Genomic DNA, 20,509 nt, shown 5'->3' with positions numbered 1-20,509 from the left:
CCTTCTTTACATCAGTGGAACGATCAGGCGAGGTCGAACAGCAGCACTTCCGCGTTATCGCCCTTCTCGATCGTCACCTTCGACACGTCTTCGAGCTTCACGGCGTCGCCCGCGCCGAGCGCTTCGCCGTTGACCGTCACCGCGCCGCGCGCCACATGCACATACACGCGGCGGCCCGCCGGCACGTCGAAGTCCGCGCGCTCGTCGCCGTCGAAAAGTCCCGCGAAGATGCGCGCGTTCGCGCCGATCTTCACCGAACCGTCGGTGCCTTCCGGCGATGCGATCACCCGCAGGCGGCCGCGCTTTTCATCGTCGGCGAAGCGCTTTTCCTCATACCCGGGCGCGCCGCCCGGCGCATCCGGAATGATCCAGATTTGCAGGAAGTGCGCGGTGTCCGTCGGCGAACCGTTGAATTCGCTGTGACGCACGCCGGTGCCGGCGCTCATGCGCTGGACATCGCCGGGACGGATCGTCGAGCCGTTGCCCATGCTGTCGCGATGCGCGAGCGCGCCCTCGAGCACGTAGCTCACGATTTCCATATCGCGATGGCCATGCGCGCCGAAGCCCTGTCCGCCCGCGACGCGGTCCTCGTTGATCACGCGCAGCGCGCCGAAGTGCATGTGCTCGGGATCGTAGTAATCGGCGAAGGAGAAGCTGTGATACGAGTCGAGCCAGCCGTGGTTGGCGTGACCCCGTTCGTTGCTGCGGCGAATCTCGATCATGGTATTTGCTCCCGCCCAAGGCGTTGTTTTGCGATGGAGAGAATGTAAGGGCGACGCCCTTCCGAAACAACGCGCGCCACGGCACTACATCGTTCCGCTGATGCATGTAATCGGACACATCCTGCTTCGAACTCGCGCCCTGGCCGGCTTCGGGTAAAATACCGCGCTTTTCCGGGCGGCGACGGGTCGGGAACGCCCGCGAGACGCCGGAACGCGCCGCGATGCGCCGGAAAAACGCATCGGAAACGTTGGCAGGGTTAGCAGCAGCGGCTGCTCGCAATTTTGGCCATCTAGAATACCGACCGCCGCGCTCGTCACACTCCATGCACGTCAGGCACCTTACCAAGGAATCACCATGTTGCAAGGCTACGGTCCGCTGATCCTCGCGGGCACCTGGCAGACCGTCAAGCTGGCGGTGCTGTCGCTCGTGTTCGCCTTCGTGATCGGCCTGATCGGCGCGGCGGCGAAGCTGTCGAAGAACCGCGTCGCGTCGGGCGTCGGCACCGTCTACACCACGCTCATCCGCGGCGTGCCCGATCTCGTGCTGATGCTGCTGCTCTTCTACAGCATCCAGATCTGGCTGAATCTCTTCACCGACGCGATGGGCTGGGATCAGATCGACATCGATCCGTTCCTCGCCGGCATTCTGGTGCTCGGCTTCATCTACGGCGCGTATTTCACCGAAACCTTCCGCGGCGCGTTTCTTTCCGTGCCGCGCGGCCAGCTCGAAGCGGGCGCGGCCTACGGCATGACGCCGTGGCAGACCTTCGCGCGCATCATGTTTCCGCAGATGATGCGTTTCGCGCTGCCGGGCATCGGCAACAACTGGCAGGTGATGGTCAAGGCGACGGCGCTCGTGTCGATCATCGGTCTCGCGGACGTCGTCAAGGCCTCGCAGGACGCGGGCAAGGGCACGCTGCGTTTCTTCTTCTTCACGCTGCTCGCGGGCGCGATCTATCTCGCGATCACCACGATCTCGAATCTCGTGCTGATCTGGCTGGAGCGGCGCTATTCCATCGGCGTGCGCAAGGCCGACCTCTAATCGGTCCATTACAGGGCGGCAGGGATCATGATCGAAATCATCCAGGAATACTGGAAGAATTACCTCTTCACCGACGGCTACCGCATCACCGGTCTCGCGATCACGATGTGGCTGCTCGTCATCTCCATCGGCCTCGGCTTTTGTCTTTCGGTGCCGCTCGCGGTCGCGCGGGTGTCGAAGAACAAGCTGCTCTCGCGTTCGGTGTGGCTCTATACCTACGTGTTTCGCGGCACGCCGCTCTATGTGCAATTGCTGCTCTGCTACACGGGCCTGTATAGCCTCCAGGTCGTGCGCGATCACATGCTGCTTTCCGAGTTCTTCAGAAGCGGGATGAACTGCACGCTGCTCGCGTTCACGCTGAATACGTGCGCCTACACCACCGAGATTTTCGCCGGCGCGATCAAGGCGACGCCCTACGGCGAAATCGAAGCCGCGCGCGCGTATGGCATGTCGAGCTTCACGCTGTATCGGCGCGTGATTCTTCCGTCGGCGTTGCGGCGCGCGCTGCCTTACTACAGCAACGAAGTCATTCTGATGCTGCACGCGACCACCGTCGCGTTCACGGCGACCGTGCCGGACATCCTCAAGATCGCGCGCGATGTCAACTCGGCGACGTATCAGTCGTTCGAGGCGTTCGGCCTCGCCGCCCTGCTCTACCTCTGCATTTCGTTCGCGCTCGTGTGGCTGTTCCGCCGCGCCGAGCATCGCTGGCTCGCTTATTTGCGGCCGCAAGGCAAATAAGTTCACCGCCGCTCAAGGACCGTTCATGATTTCCCAGCAGCACAAGCTTTTCGTCGATGACATTCACAAGCAGTACGGCAGCAACGAAGTTCTCAAGGGCGTGTCGCTGAAGGCGAAGGCCGGCGACGTCATCAGCATCATCGGGTCGTCGGGCTCGGGCAAGAGCACGATGCTGCGCTGTATCAACTTTCTCGAACAGCCGAATCAGGGGCGCATCTTCGTCGACGGGAAAGAAGTCCGCACGATGAAGGACAAGACCGGCGCGCTGAAGGCGGCGGACGCGCAGCAATTGCGGCAGGTTCGCTCGAAACTGTCGATGGTCTTCCAGCACTTCAATCTCTGGTCGCACATGAACGTGCTGGAGAACGTGATCGAGGCGCCCGTCAACGTGCTCGGACTTTCGCGGAAAGAAGCGGAGGAGCGCGCGCGTACCTATCTGGAGAAAGTCGGGCTCGCGCCGCGCGTGGAGAAGCAGTACCCGTCGCATCTGTCGGGCGGACAGCAGCAGCGCGTGGCCATCGCGCGGGCGCTCGCGATGCATCCCGATGTCATGCTCTTCGACGAGCCGACCTCCGCGCTCGATCCAGAGCTCGTCGGCGAAGTGCTGAAGGTGATGCAGACGCTCGCCGAGGAAGGCCGCACGATGATCGTCGTCACGCACGAGATGGCGTTCGCGCGCAACGTGTCGAACCATGTGGTGTTTCTGCATCAGGGGCGCATCGAGGAAGAAGGCCATCCGGATGCCGTGTTCGGCAACACGAAGAGCGAGCGCCTGAAGCAGTTTCTGTCGGGCAGCCTGAAGTAAGCGATCGCTGCCGGAAGCAGCCTTCCACTCCAAAAAAAGCGTCCGTGAGGCGCTTTTTTTACGCCCGGCCGCAAGGCTTTAGACCTCTTTCGCGCCCTGCCTCGACCTAGCGCCGCGGCGAGCGCGCGTCAATAGGCGACAAACCTGACCCCGAAACTTACATGCCGCTGAAGCCCTGATGGAATAAGGCTTTGCGGCGTATTTCCCATCCTGTGGGTCGACTGCCTAGCACATGGGCATTGCATTTTTGACACAAACGGTCGGCGATCGTCATTTTTCTTTGGCGACCATAACGTAATTTGTTAAATTGGTAACGAAAGTACCAAAACGAAGTACACAAAAAGTAGTTTTACTTCAAAAGTCCAAAAGAAACTGAGGAACGGCACCGATCGACGGATCGGGGTCAGATTCGCGCCCACGACGTGCGAATCGTCACTAGCACTACAGCCCGCGCGTGTCCTTCCTCTGAAAACATTTTCGGTTGGGTGCGCTCGCATCGAACCACACAGCAGCACTTGGGTTCTATTTCTTGACAGGGTTGGAGGAGATGATGAAGAAAGCTTTGCTCGCGTCGGCAGCACTGCTGGCGTTCAGCGCGGGGGCGCACGCTCAGAGCAGCGTGACGCTGTATGGCCGCCTGGACGCGGGGCTCGAATACATGAACGGTGTGCCGACCGGTCCGGCCGGCGCGCCCGCCACCGGCTCTTCGCACCGCTTCAAGGCGGAAAGCGGCGATTGGGGCACGAGCTTGTGGGGTTTGAAGGGCGTCGAAGATCTGGGCGGCGGCTATCGCGCCGTGTTCCAGTTGGAAGGCAGCTTCAACACCATGACGGGTCAAGGCCCGGGCGGCGGCGGCCTCTTCAATCGCTGGGCGACGGTCGGTATCGCGAACAATCAGTTCGGTACGCTGTTGCTGGGTCGTGAACTCTTCATCGCCAACGGCGTATGGGACTTCGATCCGTTCGGTCAGTCGAACTGGTCGTCCGCATCGCTGGTGCGTGGCCGCAACTGGCCGCAGTCGAGCAACAACATTTCGTACCAGTCGCCGAAGTTCGCGGGCTTCGACTTCTACGGTCAGTACTCGCTCTCGAACGCGACGAACTGGAACGGTAACGGCACGACGCCGCAAGGCCGCGAAGCGGGCGCGTACATCACGTACACGACGCCCCTCTTCCAGATTCGCGGTATGTACGACGAAATCCGCAACCCGGCAAACGGTACGCTCGGCGGCGCGTACAACCCGATCGACGGCGGCTCGGGCGGCAACGGCGTCTATGCGTACTCGCGCGAGTACACGGCGATGTTCAACCTGTTCCTCGGTCAGTTCAAGGTACAGGGCGCTTATCAGGCAATCCGCAGCTCGGGCATGACGGGCCAGTTGCCCGGCCAGCCGACCACGCTCGATCACGAATGGGGCGGCGTGACGTGGCAAGCCACGCCGGCAGCAGCGCTGATCGCGGCGGTGTACCACGTCAACGGCAACAACGGCGCGGGTAACGCGACCATCTACACGGTCGGCGGCTCGTACAACCTGTCCAAGCGCACGCTGCTCGACCTGCAGGTTGCGACGGTGCAGAACAGCAAGGCCGCGAACTACGGTCTGAACGCCAACAACTATGGCTCGGCTGCTTCGACGGACAACCCGTTCCCTGGCCACAGCCAGACGGGCGTGTACGCAGGTATCCAGCACTCGTTCTAAGCAACGGGTCTGACAGAAAAGTCTTTTAGAAGGTTTTCACGCTGCTGCGAGAGGCGCGTATCGGTGCGGTGCCCGAAAGGGTATCGCACCGTTTTTTATTGGATCGCGAGACTTTCGGGCGTTTGCAGCTCGGGCATAACGAACGTCGATGCCGACGGTATCCTGCCCGCGCACGACATTTGTCAACTCGGCAACTAAAACTACAAAACCGGGCATCCGACAAAGTAGTTCTACTTCACAATCCCTCCGAATTCGAGAAATGACGCGGATCGCGGCGTGATCGCGATGCCTCGTCATGCACATGTTTTCTTTGACAGCGTTTTGGAGGGGATGATGAAGAAGGTATTGCTCGCGTCGGCAGCACTCATGGCGTTCAGCGCAGCGGCACATGCACAGAGCAGCGTGACGCTGTACGGCCGCATCGACGCGGGACTCGAATACATGAGCGGCGTGCCCGACGGCGCCGGCGGCAGCACGCACCGTTTTCGCGCCGAAAGCGGCGATTGGGGCACGAGCCTGTGGGGCATCAAGGGCGCCGAGGACCTGGGCGGCGGCAACCGCGCCGTTTTCCGGCTGGAAAACGGCTTCGACGCGATGAACGGCCAGGCGCAAGGCAACCTCTTCAATCGCTGGGCGACGGTCGGTATCGCCAACGATCAGTTCGGTACGGTTCTGCTCGGCCGTGAGCTCTTCATCTCGAACGGCATATGGGACTTCGATCCGTTCGGTCAGTCGAACTGGTCGTCGGCATCGCTGGTGCGTGGCCGCAACTGGCCGCAGTCGAGCAACAACATTTCGTATCAGTCGCCGAAGTTCGCGGGCTTCGATTTCTACGGCCAGTACGCGCTGTCCAACGCGACCAACTGGAATGGCAACGGCACCACGCCGCAGGGCCGTCAGGCCGGTGCGCAGATCACCTACACATCGCCGCTGTTTCAGGTGCGCGGCATCTACGACGAGATCCGCAACCCGGCGAACGGCACGCTCGGCGGTGACTACAGCACGGGCAACGGTGCCTACGCCTACTCGCGCGAATACACGGCGATGTTCAACGTGTTCCTCGGCCAGTTCAAGCTGCAGGGCGGCTATCAGGCGATCCGCACGTCCGGCATGACGAACCTGCTGCCCGGCCAGCCGAGCACGCTCGATCACGAATGGGGCGGCGTGACGTGGCAAGCCACGCCGGCAGCGGCGCTGATCGGCGCGGTGTATCACGTGAACGGCAACAACGGCGCGGGCAACGCGACCATCTATTCGGTCGGCGGTTCGTACAACATCTCGAAGCGCACGCTGTTCGACATTCAGATCGCCACGGTGCGCAACAGCAGCACCGCGAACTACGGCCTGAACGCCAACAACTACGGCACGTCGGCGGCGACGGACAACCCGCTCGTCGGACACAGCCAGTCGGGCGTGTACGCGGGCATCCAGCACTCGTTCTGACGCGCCGGTTCGATCCGCAAGACCAAGGGCCGCCGATTCGCATCGGCGGCCCTTCGTTCATCGCGCTTCGAAAGCGCTTCAGTCGCGCGCCATTCCCGATGCGCCGTGGCTCAGCCAGTCGAGCACGGCGGCGGCGTCATCGTCGCTCGACTGACGCGCCTTCGCGACCGTCTCGCTGATCTTCGCGCCGGGCTTCGGCGCGGCACGGCGAATCGCGACGCCGACCGCGAGAATGTCGATGATGACGAGGTGCAGAATGCGCGAGATCATCGAAAGCTGCGACTCGCGGATCTCGATGTGATCCGTCTCCAGCGCGACCGTCGCGCGCTTGGCGAGCGGCGTGTTGCTCGACGTAATAGCGATGACCGTCGCGCCTTGCTGCATCGCCACTTCGAGCACGCGCAGCAGTTCCGGCGCGCGCCCCGACTTCGACACCGCCACGATCACATCGCCCTTGCCGAGCAGCGCCGCGGACGCCGCCTGCATGTACAGGTCGCCGTACGCGATCGTCGGAATGCCGAAGCGGAAGAACTTGTAGTGCGCGTCCTGCGCGACGATATTCGAATTCCCGAGCCCGTAGAACTCGATGCGCCGCGCGCCGTTGAGGATATCGATCGCGCGCTCGACGTTCTCGAAGTTCAGATGCTCGCGCAACTGCAGGATCGCCGACACGGTGTTGTCGAGCACCTTCGCGCCGAAGTCCGTGGCCGTATCGCCGAGATGCACCTGGCTGTGGCTCACCGGAATGGTGCCGGTCAAGCCGGTCGCGAGCTTCAGCTTGAAGTCGGACAAGCCCTGGCAGCCGAGCGAGCGGCAAAAGCGGATTACCGTCGGCTGGCTGACGTCGGCCTTGCGCGCGATGTCGATGATCGGATCGTTGATGATCGAGCGCGGATGATTCAGCGCGAGATCGGCGACGCGCCGCTCGGCGGGCGTCAGCGCGTCACGCATCTGGCGGATGCGTTCGAACACGGCCGACGAACCGCTGTTCGCGCGATTCGACAACTGTTCCGACAAAATCGCCGACACGCCGAGAAACGCCGGATATTCCGCCGTGATGATGTACGTCGGAATGCCCGACAGATACTGCTGGAAGCGCCCTTTCGACTCGAAGCGCTCGCGAAACGGCGACTTGTGGAACAGCTCGCCGAGCTTCAGCACGATGCCGCCGCCGATGTAAATGCCGCCCAGCGCGCCCAGCGTCACCGCGATATTGCCCGCGAACGTGCCGAGGATCGCGCAGAAACAGTTCACCGTTTCGAGCGCGAGCGGCTCGCCTTGCAGCGCGCGCGTCGTGACATCGGCGGCGGTGAAGGTGTCGGCGACCGTGACGTTGTCGCGCTCCGCGAACGCCCGGTAGATCAGCTCCAGCCCCTGCCCCGCGCACACGCGCTCGAACGAGACGTGCGGAAACTTGCGGCGCGCATAGCGGGTGACGAGGTCTTCGTTCTCGTCGAACGGCGAAAACGTCGCGTGGCCGCCTTCGCTGCCGAGCGCGATCCAGCGATCGTCCGCCGGAATCAGCCCGGAGACGCCCAAACCCGTGCCGGGGCCGAGCAGACCGATCACGCTGTTCTGCCGCCGCGAGCCGCCGCCGACCTGTTCGCGCTGGGCGTCGGTCAGGCCCGGCAGCGCCATCGCGAGCGCGGTGAAGTCGTTCACGACGAGCAGCGTGTCGAAGCCGAGCGCGCGGCGCGTCGCCTCGATCGAGAAGCTCCAGTCGTGATTGGTCATCTTCACGTGATCGCCGTCGACCGGATTCGCGATCGCGATCGCCGCATGATTGACGCGGCCGACCTTCGTGTCCTTCAGATACTGCTGCATCACCTCCGCGATGCCGGGGTAATCGGCCCCCGGATACACGCGGATCTGCCCGATCTCGCCGGTTGCGGTCTCCAGCGCGAAGCGCGCGTTCGTGCCGCCGATGTCGGCCAGAAGCCGCGGTCCGTCGGCGTGCTGAGCCGCTGTCTTATGCACACCAGTAGACATCGAGCTTCACTCCTTCAGCGTGGGCCAGCGTCGAGATGGCGTTTTTTTGCGGCGCGGCGAGCGCCGCGTTCAGGACGTCGAGTTTCTTCTGCCCGGCGATGAACAGATACAACTGCCCGATCTGCTTGAGCGCCGACATCGACAGGCTCACGCGCGCATGCGGCGCCGCGCCCGGATGCACGGCGATGAACCGGTCCGGCGTGGAGATCGCGAAATCCCATTCGGGCGCGTCGGCGAAAATCGAGGCCGTGTGGCCGTCCTCGCCCATGCCGAGCACGGCCACGTCCGGCAGACGGCGGCGCGGATCGGCGTTCAGTTCGGCGATGTGCGCCTCGAGCGGCTTGGCCGTATCGACGAGCGGCAGGAAATACGCCGACGCCGCCGCGTTCTGCAGCAGCGTGTCGCGCACGAGCTGCGCGTTGCTCGCGGAATCGGTTTCGGGCACCCAGCGGTCGTCGACGAGCGTCACGTCGATGTGCGCCCAGTCGAGCGGCTCGCGCGAGAGCGACTGCAAGAACGGTTTCGGACTCGTGCCGCCCGAGACCGCCAGCGTGGCGTGAGCGGTTTGTCCGGCGGCATCGGCCGATGCCGCGCCTCTTGCCGCGAGGGACGCTTTCAGCGCGTCGCTCACGGCTTTCGCCAGCGCGTTCGAATGGGCGCGCGGATCGTCGAAAGTATGAAGCTCGATCACTGCTCCTCCTGCTTGTTCTGGTTTATCGATCCGCTTTCTGTTCGCGCCGTCGCAATGACGGGCGAAGCGGTGTCCTGAATCTTCGTGCGCGCCGCGCGCCTCTTGCGGGCTGCGTCGGCGTCACTCCCTCAATTCTCTTCTTCCAGCCAGCACGTGCCCGCCTGCGCGAGCATCGCGCTCGATGCCGCCGGTCCCCACGTGCCCGCCGCATACGGCTTCGGCTTGCTGGTCGCCGATGCCCACGCGTTCAGGATCGGCTCGACCCAGCGCCACGCCGCTTCCTGCTCGTCGCGCCGCACGAAAAGCGCGAGGCGGCCGTGAATCACATCGAGCAGAAGCCGCTGATACGCCTCCATCTGTCCTTCCTTGAAGAACTGATCGAACGCGAGATCCAGATGTACGCTCGCGAGGTTCATGCCCTCGCCCGGCTGCTTCGCCAGGCAGTAGAGACGAATCGACTCGTTCGGCTGCAACCGGATCACGAGACGGTTCGCGCCCGCGCGCAATGCGTTCGCGCCGAGCGCCGAATGCGGCACCGCGCGGAAATTCACGACGATCTCCGCGACGCGATCCGCGAGCCGCTTGCCGGTGCGCAGGAAAAACGGCACGCCCGCCCAACGCCAATTCTCGATCTCCACCTTCAGCGCGACGAAAGTTTCCGTCGTGCTGTCGGGGCGCACGCCCGGCTCGGTCACGTACGCGGGCACCGCCGTACCGCGGATCACACCCGCATGATATTGCCCGCGCACCGCGACGCGGCTGATGTCGCGCTCGTCGATGGGCTTGAGCGCGCGCAGCACGCGCAGTTTCTCGTCGCGCACGGAGTCGGAGTCCATCGAGTGCGGCGGCTCCATCGTCACGATGGAAAGCAACTGGAGCAAGTGGTTCTGCACCATGTCGCGCAGCGCGCCCGTATTGTCGTAGAAGTCGCCGCGCGCTTCCACGCCCAGTTCCTCGGCGATCGTGATCTGGATGCTCTCGACCCATTCCCGCCGCCACAGCGGCTCGAAAAGCGCGTTGCCGAAGCGCAGCGCGAGCAGGTTCTGCACCGGCTCCTTGCCGAGATAGTGATCGATCCGATAGATCTGCTCTTCCTGGAAGATTTCGCCGACGGCGTCGTTGATCGCGTTCGACGACTTCAGGTCGTAGCCGAGCGGCTTTTCGAGCACGATGCGCGCGTTCTGGTTCAGGCCGACATCGGCCAGCGCCCGGCAGATCGGCACGAACAGCGACGGCCCCGTCGCCAGATAGAAGACGCGCGTGCCGTCGAACCGGGCGAGCGCGTCGCGCAAGACGACGAAGTCCTCCGGACGTCCCAGGTCCAGCCCGACGTACTCGAAGCGCTCGATGAAGCTCTGCCACGCGGCTTCATCGATGCCGTTCTTCGCTACATGCGGCTTCACGTGATCCTCGACCCACGCGCGGTATTCCTCTTGCTGCTTGGCCTCGCGCGCGACCGAGACGATTCTGCCCGCCGGATTGAGCATGCCCGCGCGATGCGCCTCGAAGAGCGCGGGAAGAATCTTGCGCATGGAGAGGTCGCCGGTGCCGCCGAAGAGTACGAAGGTGAAGTTCGAGTCGCTTTGCATGAGTCTCTACGTGGGTTCGAGAGCGGATGTGAGTCGAATCGGGGCGAGTCGCCCGGGTGACTACGGATGACAGCGTAGTCCGATAAAATTTTTTTTGACACTGAATTGTAGTTTAACTACAATCCAAATCAAGAGGAAATGTCATCTACAGAAAATTGCCAAAGTCAATCAGACAAGTCTGGTGACGAGCTTTTTTACAGATGATCGTTCTGAGCGCATGTTAACGGAGCGCGCGGCGCGCCGCTTTCCACGGAAAGCGCCCCTTGCGGCTCACGATCGTTCAGGCCTCGCGCCTCGCCGTCGAGTGCGTCTTTCGGGGCAACGCTCGAACGAACGGGTAAAAATCAAAAGAGGAGACAGCCGTTGCGATTCAACCCACTCATCTCTTGAGCGCCGTGCGGCCGACTATCGGTCTGCCGGCCCGGCACGTCGCGTCCGTCGTGACTCGCGCCTGCCGCATCCCCGCCGACACCGCCGATTCCCGGCCATCCAGTTTTGCCGTTTTTTCGACCACCGCTTCTTAGCCATGCTTCTGGCTGCATCGGGAGCCAATCGTTTCTTGTCAGGTGTCTGGAGGAGATAAACAATGAAAGTCCGTAAGCTCATGGGCGCGCTGTGCGCCGCAGGTCTTCTGTGCGGCGCGACGGCGTCGGCGGTTCAGGCTGCCGAGGCCGTTTCCGTGTTGCACTGGTGGACGTCCGGCGGCGAATCCAAGGCTGTCGGCGTGCTCAAGGACGACATGACGAAGCAGGGTTACACCTGGAAGGACTTCGCTGTCGCGGGCGGTGCGGGCGCGGCCGCGATGACCGCGCTGAAGACGCAGGTCATCTCGGGCAACGCGCCGTCGGCGGCGCAGATCAAGGGTCCGCTGATCCAGGAATGGGCCGAGCAAGGCGTCCTCGTGCCGATCGATTCCGTCGCGGGCGACTGGAAAAAGAACCTGCCGCCGGAAATCGACAAGATCATCCACGCCGACGGCCACTACGTCGCCGCGCCCTTCTCGGTGCATCGCGTGAACTGGCTGTACATCAACAAGGCCGCGCTCGACAAGGCGGGCGGCAAGGTCCCGACCAACTGGAACGAGTTCTTCCAGGTCGCCGACAAGATGAAGGCCGCGGGCATCATGCCGATCGCGATGGGCGGCCAGCCGTGGCAGGACCTGACGCTGTGGGAAGACGTCGTGCTGTCGCAGGGCGCGGACTTCTACAAGAAGGCGATCGTCGATCTCGATCAGAAGACCTTGACCTCGGACAAGATGGTTCAGGTGTTCGATACGGTCCGCAAGATCCAGGGCTACTTCGATAGCGGCCGCACGGGCCGCGACTGGAACCTCGCGACCGCGATGGTCATCAACGGCAAGGCCGGCATGCAGTTCATGGGCGACTGGGCGAAGGGCGAATTCGCCGGCGCCGGCAAGAAGGCGGGCACGGACTACGTGTGCGCGCCGGTGCCGGGCACGGAGAAGGCCTACACGTTCAACGTCGACTCGTTCGTGTTCTTCCAGCAGAAGGGCCAGAAGGCCGCGACGCCGGGCCAGCTCGCGCTCGCGAAGACCATCATGACGCCGGAATTCCAGGAGCAGTTCAGTCTGAACAAGGGGTCGATCCCGGTGCGTCTCGGCGTCCCGATGGATAAGTTCGACGACTGCGCGAAGAAGTCCTACGCTGATGAACAGACGGCGATCAAATCGGGCGGCTATGTTCCGTCGCTCGCGCACGGCATGGCTCAGGGCGATGCCGTCGCCGGCGCGATGACCGACGTCGTGACGAAGTTCATGAATTCGTCGCAGGATTCGAAGAGCGCGGTTGCCGCACTCGCGAACGCCGCCAAGACGAAGTAAGGCCGCATCCGCCCGGCGCGTGTGCGAAAGGCATGCGCCGGGCGGGGCAAGACAGAGCAGGACTGCATCTGTAACGTCGCAACATTTCAGCGCCAGCAGGCATTCGCCACAGAAGCGCCAGTCAGTGCACCTAAACGCACGAAAAGCGCCGGCGCATCTTCCAGGAGTCGAGTCGTGACTGCCTCCATCGCCGCGGACAAGAAACCGCAAAACCCGCCCCGTCGCGCGTCACCGACGGCGGCGCTCGCCGATCGCATGATTCCGAAGCTGGTGCTCGCTCCCAGCGTCGTGATCGCGCTCGTTTTCGTGTACGGCTTCATCGCCATTACCGGGTATCTGTCGCTTTCCGAATCGCGGCTCATGCCGCGCTACGATTTCGCGGGCTTCGACCGCTACAAACAGCTTTTCGCCAACGACGTCTGGTGGACTTCCGCCGCCAACCTCGGCTGGTTCGGCATTCCGTTCATCGGGATTTGCGTGTTCCTCGGCCTTTTCCTTGCGATCCTTCTCGACCAGAAGATCCGCAACGAAGGTGCATTGCGCGCGGTCTTCCTCTATCCGATGGCGCTTTCGTTCATCGTGACCGGCACCGCGTGGCAGTGGATTCTGAACCCCGGCCTCGGTCTGGAGAAAGTGTTTCATGACTGGGGCTGGACGAGTTTCTCGTTCAACTGGCTCGGCGACCCGGACAAGGCGATTTTCTGCGTCGTGATCGCCGCGGTGTGGCAATCGACGGGCTTCGTGATGGCCCTCTTCCTCGCCGGTCTGCGCGGCGTCGACGGCGAAATTTTCAAGGCCGCGCAAGTCGATGGCGCGACGCTGCCGACCATCTACCGCAAGATCGTGATTCCGAGCATGCGCCCGGTGTTCTTCTCCGTGCTGCTGATCCTCTGCCACATCACGATCAAGACCTTCGACCTCGTCGTCGCGTTGACGGCGGGCGGTCCGGGCACGTCGTCGTCGCTGCCGGCAATCTTCATGTACACGTTCTCGTTCAATCGCGGGCAACTGGGCGTGGGCGCCGCATCGTCGATGATGATGCTCGCCACCGTCGTCGCCGTGCTCGTGCCGCTCATGTATCTCGAATCGAGGAGCACCCGCAATGCAGCCTAAGATGACCCTGAGCCGCGCCGTCATCTACGCGGTGCTCATACTTTTCGCGCTCTACTTCCTGTTCCCGATCTACGTGATGCTGTCGACGTCGTTCAAGGATCTCGACCAGCTTCGCACGGGCAATCTGCTCACGCCGCCGACGCACTTCACGTTCGCGCCGTGGGTCAAAGCGTGGCAGGAAGCGTGTACCGGCGTGCGCTGCGACGGCATGGAGCCGTTCTTCATGAACTCGGTCCGCATGGTGATCCCCGCCGTGCTGATCTCGTCGTTCATCGGCGCGTTCAACGGCTACGTGCTCACGCACTGGCGCTTCCGCGGCGCGGACGCCATCTTCACGATGCTGCTCGTCGGCTGCTTCATCCCCTTCCAGGCGATCCTTCTTCCGATGGCGCGTCTGCAGGGCTTTCTCGGCCTTTCGAACACGACGACCGGCCTCGTGCTCGTACACGTGATCTACGGCATCGCGTTCACGACGATGTTCTTCCGCAACTTCTACGTGAGCATTCCGGCCGAGCTCGTGAAGGCGGCGCGCATCGACGGCGCGGGTTTCTTCACCATTTTCACGAAGATTCTGCTGCCGGTGTCGCTGCCGATCTTCATGGTGTGCCTGATCTGGCAATTCACGCAGATCTGGAACGATTTCCTGTTCGGTATCGTGTTTTCGGGCGTGGATTCCATGCCGATCACGGTGGCGCTGAACAACCTCGTGAACACATCGACGGGCGTGAAGGAATACAACGTCGACATGGCCGGCGCGATCATCGCCGCATTGCCGACGATCCTCGTCTACATGATCGCGGGACGTTATTTCGTGCGCGGGCTGACGGCCGGCGCGGTGAAGGGTTAAACGAGCAGTATCGAGAGATAGAGGATTCACATGGCAAGCCTTTCCATCCGTGACGTGTACAAGACCTACCCGAACGGGGTGCCGGTTCTCAAGGGCGTCAATATCGATATCGAGGACGGTCAGTTCCTGATCCTCGTCGGCGGCTCGGGCTGCGGCAAGTCGACCCTGCTGAACATGATCGCGGGTCTGGAGACCGTGACCCGTGGCGACATCATGATCGACGGCAAGACGGTCAACGACCTCTCGCCGAAGGACCGCGATATCGCGATGGTGTTCCAGTCCTACGCGCTCTACCCTTCGATGAGCGTGCGCGACAACATCTCGTTCGGTCTCAACATTCGCAAGGTGCCGAAGGACGAGCAGAAGAAGATCGTCGATCGCGTGTCGGAGACGCTGCAGATCGGTCATCTGCTCGATCGCAAGCCGGGGCAACTGTCGGGCGGGCAGCGTCAGCGCGTCGCGATGGGCCGCGCCCTCGCACGCGATCCGGTGATGTTCCTGTTCGACGAGCCGCTTTCGAACCTCGACGCGAAGCTGCGCATCGAAATGCGTTCGGAGATCAAGCTCTTGCATCAGCGCCTCGGCACGACGATCGTCTACGTGACGCACGATCAGATCGAAGCGATGACGCTCGGCGATCGCATCGCGGTGATGAAGGACGGCATCGTGCAGCAGTTCGGCGCGCCGCAGGAGATTTACGATTCGCCGTCGAATCTGTTCGTCGCGGGCTTTATCGGCGCGCCGCCGATGAACTTCATCACGGGCAAGCTCGTCGAGTCGGGTTCGGGCGTCGGTTTGCAACTCGATACGGGCGTCACGCAGAAGGTGCTGAATCTGCCGTTCGATGCGGGTCGTTTGCGCAGCAAGGTCGGGCAGGATGTGATTCTGGGCCTGCGCCCGGAGCGCATCACCGATTCGCGCAGCGCGCACGATGTGTCGGATGCGAGCCTGCAGCCGGTCGACGTGCGCGTCGACGTGATCGAGCCGACCGGCCCGGACACGCTCGTGTTCGCGCAGGTGAACGGCAAGCGCGTCGTGTCGCGCGTGCACCCTGCGAGCAATCCGCAGCCGATGACGAACATGACCCTGCTGTTCGATGTGTCGAAGGCCGTGCTGTTCGATCCGCAGACGGAAGAGCGGCTGGCTTGAGTCTGCCTGGTCGTTGAAGTTGAAAGCCGCGCTGATGCGCGGCTTTTTCATTGCGCCGCCATAACAGGCACAATCGGCGTTTTGCCTTTCGAAGCTCCGATTCCGCATGACCATCCTCGATCAGAATCCCGAACTCGCCTGGCCGCCCTCCGACGGCCCCGATCCCTTCATCGGCCTCGAAGCGCTCGACGACGCCCGCGTGCAGTCGTGGATCGACGCCCAGAACCGCCGCACCGAAGCCGCGTTCGGCAACACGCCCGACGCGCGCGCCCTCGCCGGCCGGCTCGAAAAGGCGTACACGTCGAAAGACCGCATCGTCGCCTGTTCGCGCTATGGCGATTGGGGCTACAACACATGGCAGGACGACGCGCATCCGCTCGGCATCGTACGCCGCACGCCGTGGTCTGCGTGGCTCGAAGGCAAGCCCGCATGGGAAACGATCCTCGACGTCGACGCGCTCGACCTGAACACCGACGCGGTGGGCGACACACGCTGGGCCCTCGCCGACTTCGACATGCTCTATCCCGACTACGATCGCGCGCTCGTGAGCCTGTCGCCGGGCGGCTCGGACGCGTGCATGGTGCGCGAGTTCGAGATCGCGTCGAAAACGTTCGTCGCGGATGGCTTCGCATTGCCCGATGTCGGCAAGCACGACATCTCGTGGATCGATCGCGACACCGTGTACGTCGGCTGGGACGACAGCAAGACGAACCCGAGCCCCGCGCTGACGACATCCGGATTTCCACGGCAGGCGCGTCGCTGGAAGCGCGGCACGCCGCTCGCGGATGCGCCCGTCGTGTTCGAAGGCAATCGGCGCGACGTGTCGGCGGGCGTGGACTACGATCCGATCGAGAAGCTGCATCTCGCGTCGCGCGCGGTCACGTTCTACGACACGCTCAACTACTGGCTCGACGAAACCGCCAACGAATGGCGCCAGTACGATCTGCCGTCGCACGCGGAAATCGAGCACTGGAACGGCTGGCTCTTCGTCACGCCGCGCAAGTTCTGGAACGCGGGCGGGCGCCGCTACGCGCCCGGCACGCTGACCGTCATCCGCCGCGACGCGTTTCTCGCCGGCTCGCGCCGGTTCACGGCGCTTTTCACGCCGTCGGAACGCCTCGTCCTCGCGGGCATCGACTTCACGAAGCAGTTCCTCATCGTTTCGCAGATGGATGACGGCACGCCGCGCGTCACGCTGCTGCGCCCGGACGCGAATCCCGATGACGCATGGCAGGCGCGCGAATTCGCGCTGCCGGAAGCGAGCCAGTCATGGGTCGATTCGATCGACAGCGAACGCGACGACACCGTGCTCATCCACGTCGAGCATTTTCTGTTGCCGCCGTCGCTCTATCACGCCGATCTCGCCAGCGACGCGCCCTGGCGACTGCTCGCGCGCCTTCCCGCGCAATTCGACGCAACCGGTCTCGCCGCCGTGCGCCGCCACGCGATCGCGCCGGACGGGGAGCGCATTCCTTACTGGCTGATCGGAAGAGACATCGAGACCACCGCCGAACCGCGCCCTTGCCTGCTCTACGGCTACGGCGGCTTCGAAGTCGCGCTCGACCCCGGCTACGACGCAACCACGGGCATCGCGTGGCTCGAACGCGGCGGGCTGTACGCGGTCGCGAATATCCGTGGCGGCGGCGAGTTCGGCCCGGCGTGGCATCAGGCGGCATTGCGCGAGAACCGTCAAATTTCGTTCGATGATTTCACCGCGGTGGCGCAAGCGCTCGTCGATGGCGGCGTCACGACGCCGAAGAAGCTCGCCATTCGGGGCGGCAGCAACGGCGGCCTGCTCACCGGCGCGTGCATGGTCCAACGGCCCGAGCTTTTCGGCGCCGTGCTGTCCGAAGTGCCGCTGCTCGATATGGCGCGCTTTCACTTGCTGCTGCAAGGCGCATCGTGGATCGACGAATACGGCGATCCCGACGACGCCGGCGATCTTCATCATCTGATGGCGTATTCGCCGTATCAGAACGTGAAGGCCGACGTGACGTATCCGCCGGCGCTGTTCACGTCATCGACGAGCGACGACCGCGTGCATCCCGGCCACGCGCGCAAGATGGCCGCGAAGATGCAGGCGCAAGGCCACGCCGACGTCTGGTATCAGGAGACCGGCGACGGCGGGCACGGCGCGGGCGTCGAACCCGGAGCAGTCGCGCAGGCGGAAGCCGCGGCCTTCACGTTTCTCGCGGCAACGATCGGCCCGCTCGAATAGCAGCACGCGGGGACGTTTCAGTCGATGCCTATCGAGAAGCGCGAACGCATTCTGCAGGATCTGGACCCTTCGAATGCGCTTCCCGAGTCATGCCGATACCGATCCCGCCGACACGCTTCACGCTCGACCCCGATGCGTTCGCCGCCGCCGGCGAACGCGCCTTCGTCACGTCGAACCTGCATGAGATCGTCGCGCTCTGCGTGATCTCCGATGTCAACGAGGCCACGCTGTCCGCGCTCGCGGCGCGCGGCATTCGTCTCGCGCCGCCCATGCCGACGATCACGCGCGCGGTTTAGGCGAACATCGGTTTCACGGCGCGCAACAGCGCGTTTCGGCCGTCACGCGGCCTTGCCCACCGATTCGAATTCCTTCGATATGTCGTCGTTCGACGACGGCCTACACTCGTCTCATTCCTTGATGCAGTCCAGCTTCGTCGACAAGGCTGAAACGGCAACGAGGAATAACCGAATCGACACGAACCCGATCAGGAAGCACCTTTGACCCAGGCACCACTGATCGCTCATCTGGAGAACATGCCTATTGCCCCTGCGACCGAAGCGAGCCGGTAAACAACTTTGACCCAGTAAGTTACCGAATCGACAAACAACTGCGATCGACCCAGGAAGCACCTTTGACCCAGGCACATCTGATTCGAGACCGCAAAAACGAGCATCAAATGTTGAGCCTCGCCACATAGCGAGGCTTTTTTGTTTCTGCGCGCCGTTCAGACCTTCACGGGCGCCGCGTGCGAGCGCAGCACCAGCGTGCGCCCGGCGAATGTCAGCACGCCGCACACGCCTATCACGATGCCCATTCCATGCGGCGAAACATCGTGAAACAAGCCGACGGCGAGACTTGCGAGCGCGCCGAGCGCGAGCTGCATCGCGCCGAAAACCGCGGCGGCCGCGCCCGCGTTGTGCGGATACCGATGCATCAGCTCGGTCGTGCAATTGGCCGACAGCAGTCCGACCACGCCGACCACGAAGAACAGCGTCACGACGATCGACCACAGGCCGCCCAAGCCCGTCAGCGCCACGAACGCGACCGCGAGCGCCGCCGCGACGCTCACGAACGATGCAGCCGAAATCATCATCATCGCGCCGACGCGGCCGACGAACTTCGTGTTGAGCACATTCCCCGCGATGATGCCGACGATGTTCAGGCCGAACAGCAGCCCGTAATACTGCGGCCTGACGTGGAAGTAATCGATATAGACGAACGGCGTGGCGGTGATGTAGGCGAACATCGACGCGAAAGCCATGCCGCCGCACATCATGTGGCCCCAGGTGACGGGATCGGTCAGCAGATGCCCGTAAGCGGCGAACGATTTGCCGACCGCCGCGCTCGCGCGCCTTTCCTTAGGCCATGTCTCCGGCACGCGCAGATACGCCGTCACCGCGCATGTCACGCCGAAGAGCGTCAGCGCGACGAACACGACGCGCCAGCTGCCCAGCAGCAGCAATTGCCCGCCGATCAGCGGCGCGAGCAACGGTCCGATCGACGTGACGATGGACAGCATCGACAGGACGCGTGCCGCGTCGGTCGGCGCGTGGGCGTCGCGGGCGATCGCGCGCGCGAGCACCGACGCCGCGCCCGCGCCGAGCGCCTGCAGGAAGCGCACGAAGACGAGCGCGTCGATGGAAAACGCCGCCGCGCAGCCGATGCTCGCGAGCGCGTACAGCGCGATGCCGCCGAGCAGGACGGGGCGGCGGCCATAGGCGTCGGACATCGGACCGTAGAGCAGCATGCCGAACGAGAAGCCGAACATGAAGCTCGTCAGCGTGCTTTGCGCGGCGGCCGGGCTCGTGCCGAACGCGGCGGCGAGCGACGGCAGGCTCGGCAGATACATGTCGATCGACAGCGGGCCGCACGCGGCGAGCGCGCCGAGCAGAAGGATCAAACGGCCATCGGGCCGGCGCCGGGTGGTGTCGGACATGGAGTTCGGGAGACGGGGAAGCGTTGAGGCCGCGCGGCATCCTTACCGCGCAAGGAGCAAACATTGTACGCGAGCCCTTGCCGCGATCCGGCCCCGGTCGCGACGCTGCGTTAAGCTCATCGCTCTCTTCTCGTCCGACCGAACCCATGACCGCCTTTCTGCTGATCTGGAGCCCAAAGAAATGGCCGTGGCCCGACTTGCCCGAGTTCGCGCGGCGCGTCGCCGCAGGCGATGCCGTCGCCGACGTATGGGGCTGCGGCACCGCGCGCGGACTCTTGCCGGGCGACCGGGTCTTCGTGCATCGCGTGTCGGAGGAACCCAGGGGCGTGTTCGCGTCGGGCTGGGTGACGCGCGCGCCGTACGAAGTGCCGGATGCCGGAGCCAAGCGCGGCTATCGGCTGTGCATCGACTTCGTTTATGACTGGCTCGTCGATGCGCGCGAGCAGGTCGTCGTCACGCGCGACGAATTGCGCGCGCATCCGTTCTCCGTGCAGACGTGGGACGCGCAGATGTCCGGCACGCTCATCAAGCCGATCGCCGAGGGCGCGCTGGAAAAACTGTGGACCGCACGCACCGGACGGCGCTCGATGCGACCCTAGCCGGACACGGTTGCATTGCAACGACTCCGGTACAATTTCAGCATCGTTTTTCGCGCCGGACGGCGCGTTTCGCGCGCCGTGCAGAC

At 63.6% G+C, this 20,509-nt stretch carries 17 protein-coding genes; 12 read left to right on the top strand and 5 right to left on the bottom strand.

Going from position 1 to position 20,509, the window contains the following annotated elements:
* Window positions 1-23 precede the first annotated feature (23 nt).
* Window positions 24-722, bottom strand: coding sequence for a pirin family protein (locus QCE58_RS05205; RefSeq protein ID WP_008350815.1), 699 nt, complete (start codon window positions 720-722; stop codon window positions 24-26).
* Between the two features lie 355 nt (window positions 723-1,077).
* Between QCE58_RS05205 and QCE58_RS05200 the strand changes: the two genes are divergently transcribed.
* The 5 genes from QCE58_RS05200 to QCE58_RS05180 all read left to right on the top strand — a co-directional run bounded on the left by QCE58_RS05200 (window position 1,078) and on the right by QCE58_RS05180 (window position 6,452).
* The gene (locus tag QCE58_RS05200; protein ID WP_008350817.1) at window positions 1,078-1,764 is read left to right on the top strand and encodes an ABC transporter permease; all 687 of its coding nucleotides are present in this window, start codon (window positions 1,078-1,080) and stop codon (window positions 1,762-1,764) included.
* 27 nt (window positions 1,765-1,791) lie between these two features.
* Window positions 1,792-2,505, top strand: a complete 714-nt coding sequence (locus QCE58_RS05195; protein WP_008350819.1) for an ABC transporter permease — start codon at window positions 1,792-1,794, stop codon at window positions 2,503-2,505.
* A 25-nt stretch (window positions 2,506-2,530) separates the two neighbouring features.
* Window positions 2,531-3,310: an ABC transporter ATP-binding protein gene (locus tag QCE58_RS05190; RefSeq protein WP_008350821.1), complete on the top strand. Its 780-nt coding sequence runs from the start codon at window positions 2,531-2,533 to the stop codon at window positions 3,308-3,310.
* Window positions 3,311-3,860: 550 nt separating this feature from the next.
* Window positions 3,861-5,009 carry a porin gene (locus QCE58_RS05185; RefSeq protein WP_008350822.1) on the top strand — a complete coding sequence of 383 codons (1,149 nt, stop codon included), beginning with the start codon at window positions 3,861-3,863 and terminating at the stop codon, window positions 5,007-5,009.
* Window positions 5,010-5,342: 333 nt separating this feature from the next.
* On the top strand, window positions 5,343-6,452 hold the full coding sequence (locus QCE58_RS05180; protein WP_250521000.1) for a porin: 1,110 nt from the start codon (window positions 5,343-5,345) through the stop codon (window positions 6,450-6,452).
* A gap of 78 nt (window positions 6,453-6,530) precedes the next feature.
* Here the strand turns inward: QCE58_RS05180 and QCE58_RS05175 are convergent, their stop codons facing one another.
* The 3 genes from QCE58_RS05175 to zwf all read right to left on the bottom strand — a co-directional run bounded on the left by QCE58_RS05175 (window position 6,531) and on the right by zwf (window position 10,721).
* Window positions 6,531-8,441, bottom strand: coding sequence for a bifunctional transcriptional regulator/glucokinase (locus tag QCE58_RS05175; protein WP_033536676.1), 1,911 nt, complete (start codon window positions 8,439-8,441; stop codon window positions 6,531-6,533).
* Window positions 8,422-9,132, bottom strand: a complete 711-nt coding sequence (gene pgl / locus QCE58_RS05170) for a 6-phosphogluconolactonase (RefSeq protein ID WP_175981807.1) — start codon at window positions 9,130-9,132, stop codon at window positions 8,422-8,424. The genes QCE58_RS05175 and pgl overlap by 20 nt, the downstream gene beginning before the upstream one ends.
* A gap of 128 nt (window positions 9,133-9,260) precedes the next feature.
* Complete coding sequence (gene zwf / locus QCE58_RS05165; protein WP_008350831.1) at window positions 9,261-10,721, bottom strand: glucose-6-phosphate dehydrogenase; 1,461 nt, start codon at window positions 10,719-10,721, stop codon at window positions 9,261-9,263.
* 586 nt (window positions 10,722-11,307) lie between these two features.
* Between zwf and QCE58_RS05160 the strand changes: the two genes are divergently transcribed.
* The 6 genes from QCE58_RS05160 to QCE58_RS05135 all read left to right on the top strand — a co-directional run bounded on the left by QCE58_RS05160 (window position 11,308) and on the right by QCE58_RS05135 (window position 18,184).
* A complete protein-coding gene (locus tag QCE58_RS05160) occupies window positions 11,308-12,561 on the top strand; it encodes an ABC transporter substrate-binding protein (RefSeq protein WP_008350833.1) in 1,254 nt (417 codons plus the stop codon).
* Between the two features lie 255 nt (window positions 12,562-12,816).
* Entirely contained in the window at window positions 12,817-13,674 is an 858-nt protein-coding gene (locus QCE58_RS05155; RefSeq protein WP_235366287.1) for a carbohydrate ABC transporter permease, read from the top strand.
* The gene (locus QCE58_RS05150; protein WP_008350838.1) at window positions 13,664-14,521 is read left to right on the top strand and encodes a carbohydrate ABC transporter permease; all 858 of its coding nucleotides are present in this window, start codon (window positions 13,664-13,666) and stop codon (window positions 14,519-14,521) included. The genes QCE58_RS05155 and QCE58_RS05150 overlap by 11 nt, the downstream gene beginning before the upstream one ends.
* Window positions 14,522-14,551: 30 nt before the next feature.
* A complete protein-coding gene (locus tag QCE58_RS05145; RefSeq protein WP_008350840.1) occupies window positions 14,552-15,670 on the top strand; it encodes an ABC transporter ATP-binding protein in 1,119 nt (372 codons plus the stop codon).
* Window positions 15,671-15,776: 106 nt separating this feature from the next.
* Window positions 15,777-17,888 (top strand): prolyl oligopeptidase family protein, encoded by a 2,112-nt coding sequence (locus QCE58_RS05140; protein ID WP_244807816.1) that lies wholly within the window; start codon window positions 15,777-15,779, stop codon window positions 17,886-17,888.
* 89 nt (window positions 17,889-17,977) lie between these two features.
* Window positions 17,978-18,184 carry a hypothetical protein gene (locus QCE58_RS05135; RefSeq protein ID WP_250439375.1) on the top strand — a complete coding sequence of 69 codons (207 nt, stop codon included), beginning with the start codon at window positions 17,978-17,980 and terminating at the stop codon, window positions 18,182-18,184.
* 428 nt (window positions 18,185-18,612) lie between these two features.
* Here QCE58_RS05135 and QCE58_RS05130 read toward each other — a convergent pair whose 3' ends face one another.
* Window positions 18,613-19,824 carry a Bcr/CflA family multidrug efflux MFS transporter gene (locus QCE58_RS05130; protein ID WP_309779264.1) on the bottom strand — a complete coding sequence of 404 codons (1,212 nt, stop codon included), beginning with the start codon at window positions 19,822-19,824 and terminating at the stop codon, window positions 18,613-18,615.
* Between the two features lie 146 nt (window positions 19,825-19,970).
* On the opposite strand from QCE58_RS05130, the gene QCE58_RS05125 reads away from it, so the two are divergent.
* Complete coding sequence (locus QCE58_RS05125) at window positions 19,971-20,423, top strand: hypothetical protein (RefSeq protein ID WP_250456524.1); 453 nt, start codon at window positions 19,971-19,973, stop codon at window positions 20,421-20,423.
* The last annotated feature ends 86 nt before the right edge of the window (window positions 20,424-20,509 follow it).

The sequence above is a fragment of the Caballeronia sp. LZ028 genome, assembly GCF_031451415.1.
In the GTDB taxonomy this organism is placed as follows: Bacteria; Pseudomonadota; Gammaproteobacteria; order Burkholderiales; family Burkholderiaceae; genus Caballeronia; species Caballeronia zhejiangensis.
Note: the sequence above shows the minus strand (reverse complement) of the source record. Positions and strands in the feature narration are given on the sequence as shown.

Bases quoted from the DNA above. Each gene is read 5' to 3' on its own strand.
- QCE58_RS05200 (WP_008350817.1), top strand. From the start codon at position 1,078: ATGTTGCAAGGCTACGGTCCGCTGATCCTCGCGGGCACCTGGCAGACC.
- QCE58_RS05145 (WP_008350840.1), top strand. From the start codon at position 14,552: ATGGCAAGCCTTTCCATCCGTGACGTGTACAAGACCTACCCGAACGGG.
- QCE58_RS05175 (WP_033536676.1), bottom strand. From the start codon at position 8,441: ATGTCTACTGGTGTGCATAAGACAGCGGCTCAGCACGCCGACGGACCG.
- QCE58_RS05130 (WP_309779264.1), bottom strand. From the start codon at position 19,824: ATGTCCGACACCACCCGGCGCCGGCCCGATGGCCGTTTGATCCTTCTG.
- QCE58_RS05140 (WP_244807816.1), top strand. From the start codon at position 15,777: ATGACCATCCTCGATCAGAATCCCGAACTCGCCTGGCCGCCCTCCGAC.
- QCE58_RS05195 (WP_008350819.1), top strand. From the start codon at position 1,792: ATGATCGAAATCATCCAGGAATACTGGAAGAATTACCTCTTCACCGAC.
- QCE58_RS05155 (WP_235366287.1), top strand. From the start codon at position 12,817: ATGATTCCGAAGCTGGTGCTCGCTCCCAGCGTCGTGATCGCGCTCGTT.
- QCE58_RS05160 (WP_008350833.1), top strand. From the start codon at position 11,308: ATGAAAGTCCGTAAGCTCATGGGCGCGCTGTGCGCCGCAGGTCTTCTG.
- QCE58_RS05190 (WP_008350821.1), top strand. From the start codon at position 2,531: ATGATTTCCCAGCAGCACAAGCTTTTCGTCGATGACATTCACAAGCAG.
- QCE58_RS05150 (WP_008350838.1), top strand. From the start codon at position 13,664: ATGCAGCCTAAGATGACCCTGAGCCGCGCCGTCATCTACGCGGTGCTC.
- QCE58_RS05125 (WP_250456524.1), top strand. From the start codon at position 19,971: ATGACCGCCTTTCTGCTGATCTGGAGCCCAAAGAAATGGCCGTGGCCC.
- QCE58_RS05180 (WP_250521000.1), top strand. From the start codon at position 5,343: ATGAAGAAGGTATTGCTCGCGTCGGCAGCACTCATGGCGTTCAGCGCA.
- QCE58_RS05205 (WP_008350815.1), bottom strand. From the start codon at position 722: ATGATCGAGATTCGCCGCAGCAACGAACGGGGTCACGCCAACCACGGC.
- zwf (WP_008350831.1), bottom strand. From the start codon at position 10,721: ATGCAAAGCGACTCGAACTTCACCTTCGTACTCTTCGGCGGCACCGGC.
- QCE58_RS05135 (WP_250439375.1), top strand. From the start codon at position 17,978: ATGCCGATACCGATCCCGCCGACACGCTTCACGCTCGACCCCGATGCG.
- QCE58_RS05185 (WP_008350822.1), top strand. From the start codon at position 3,861: ATGAAGAAAGCTTTGCTCGCGTCGGCAGCACTGCTGGCGTTCAGCGCG.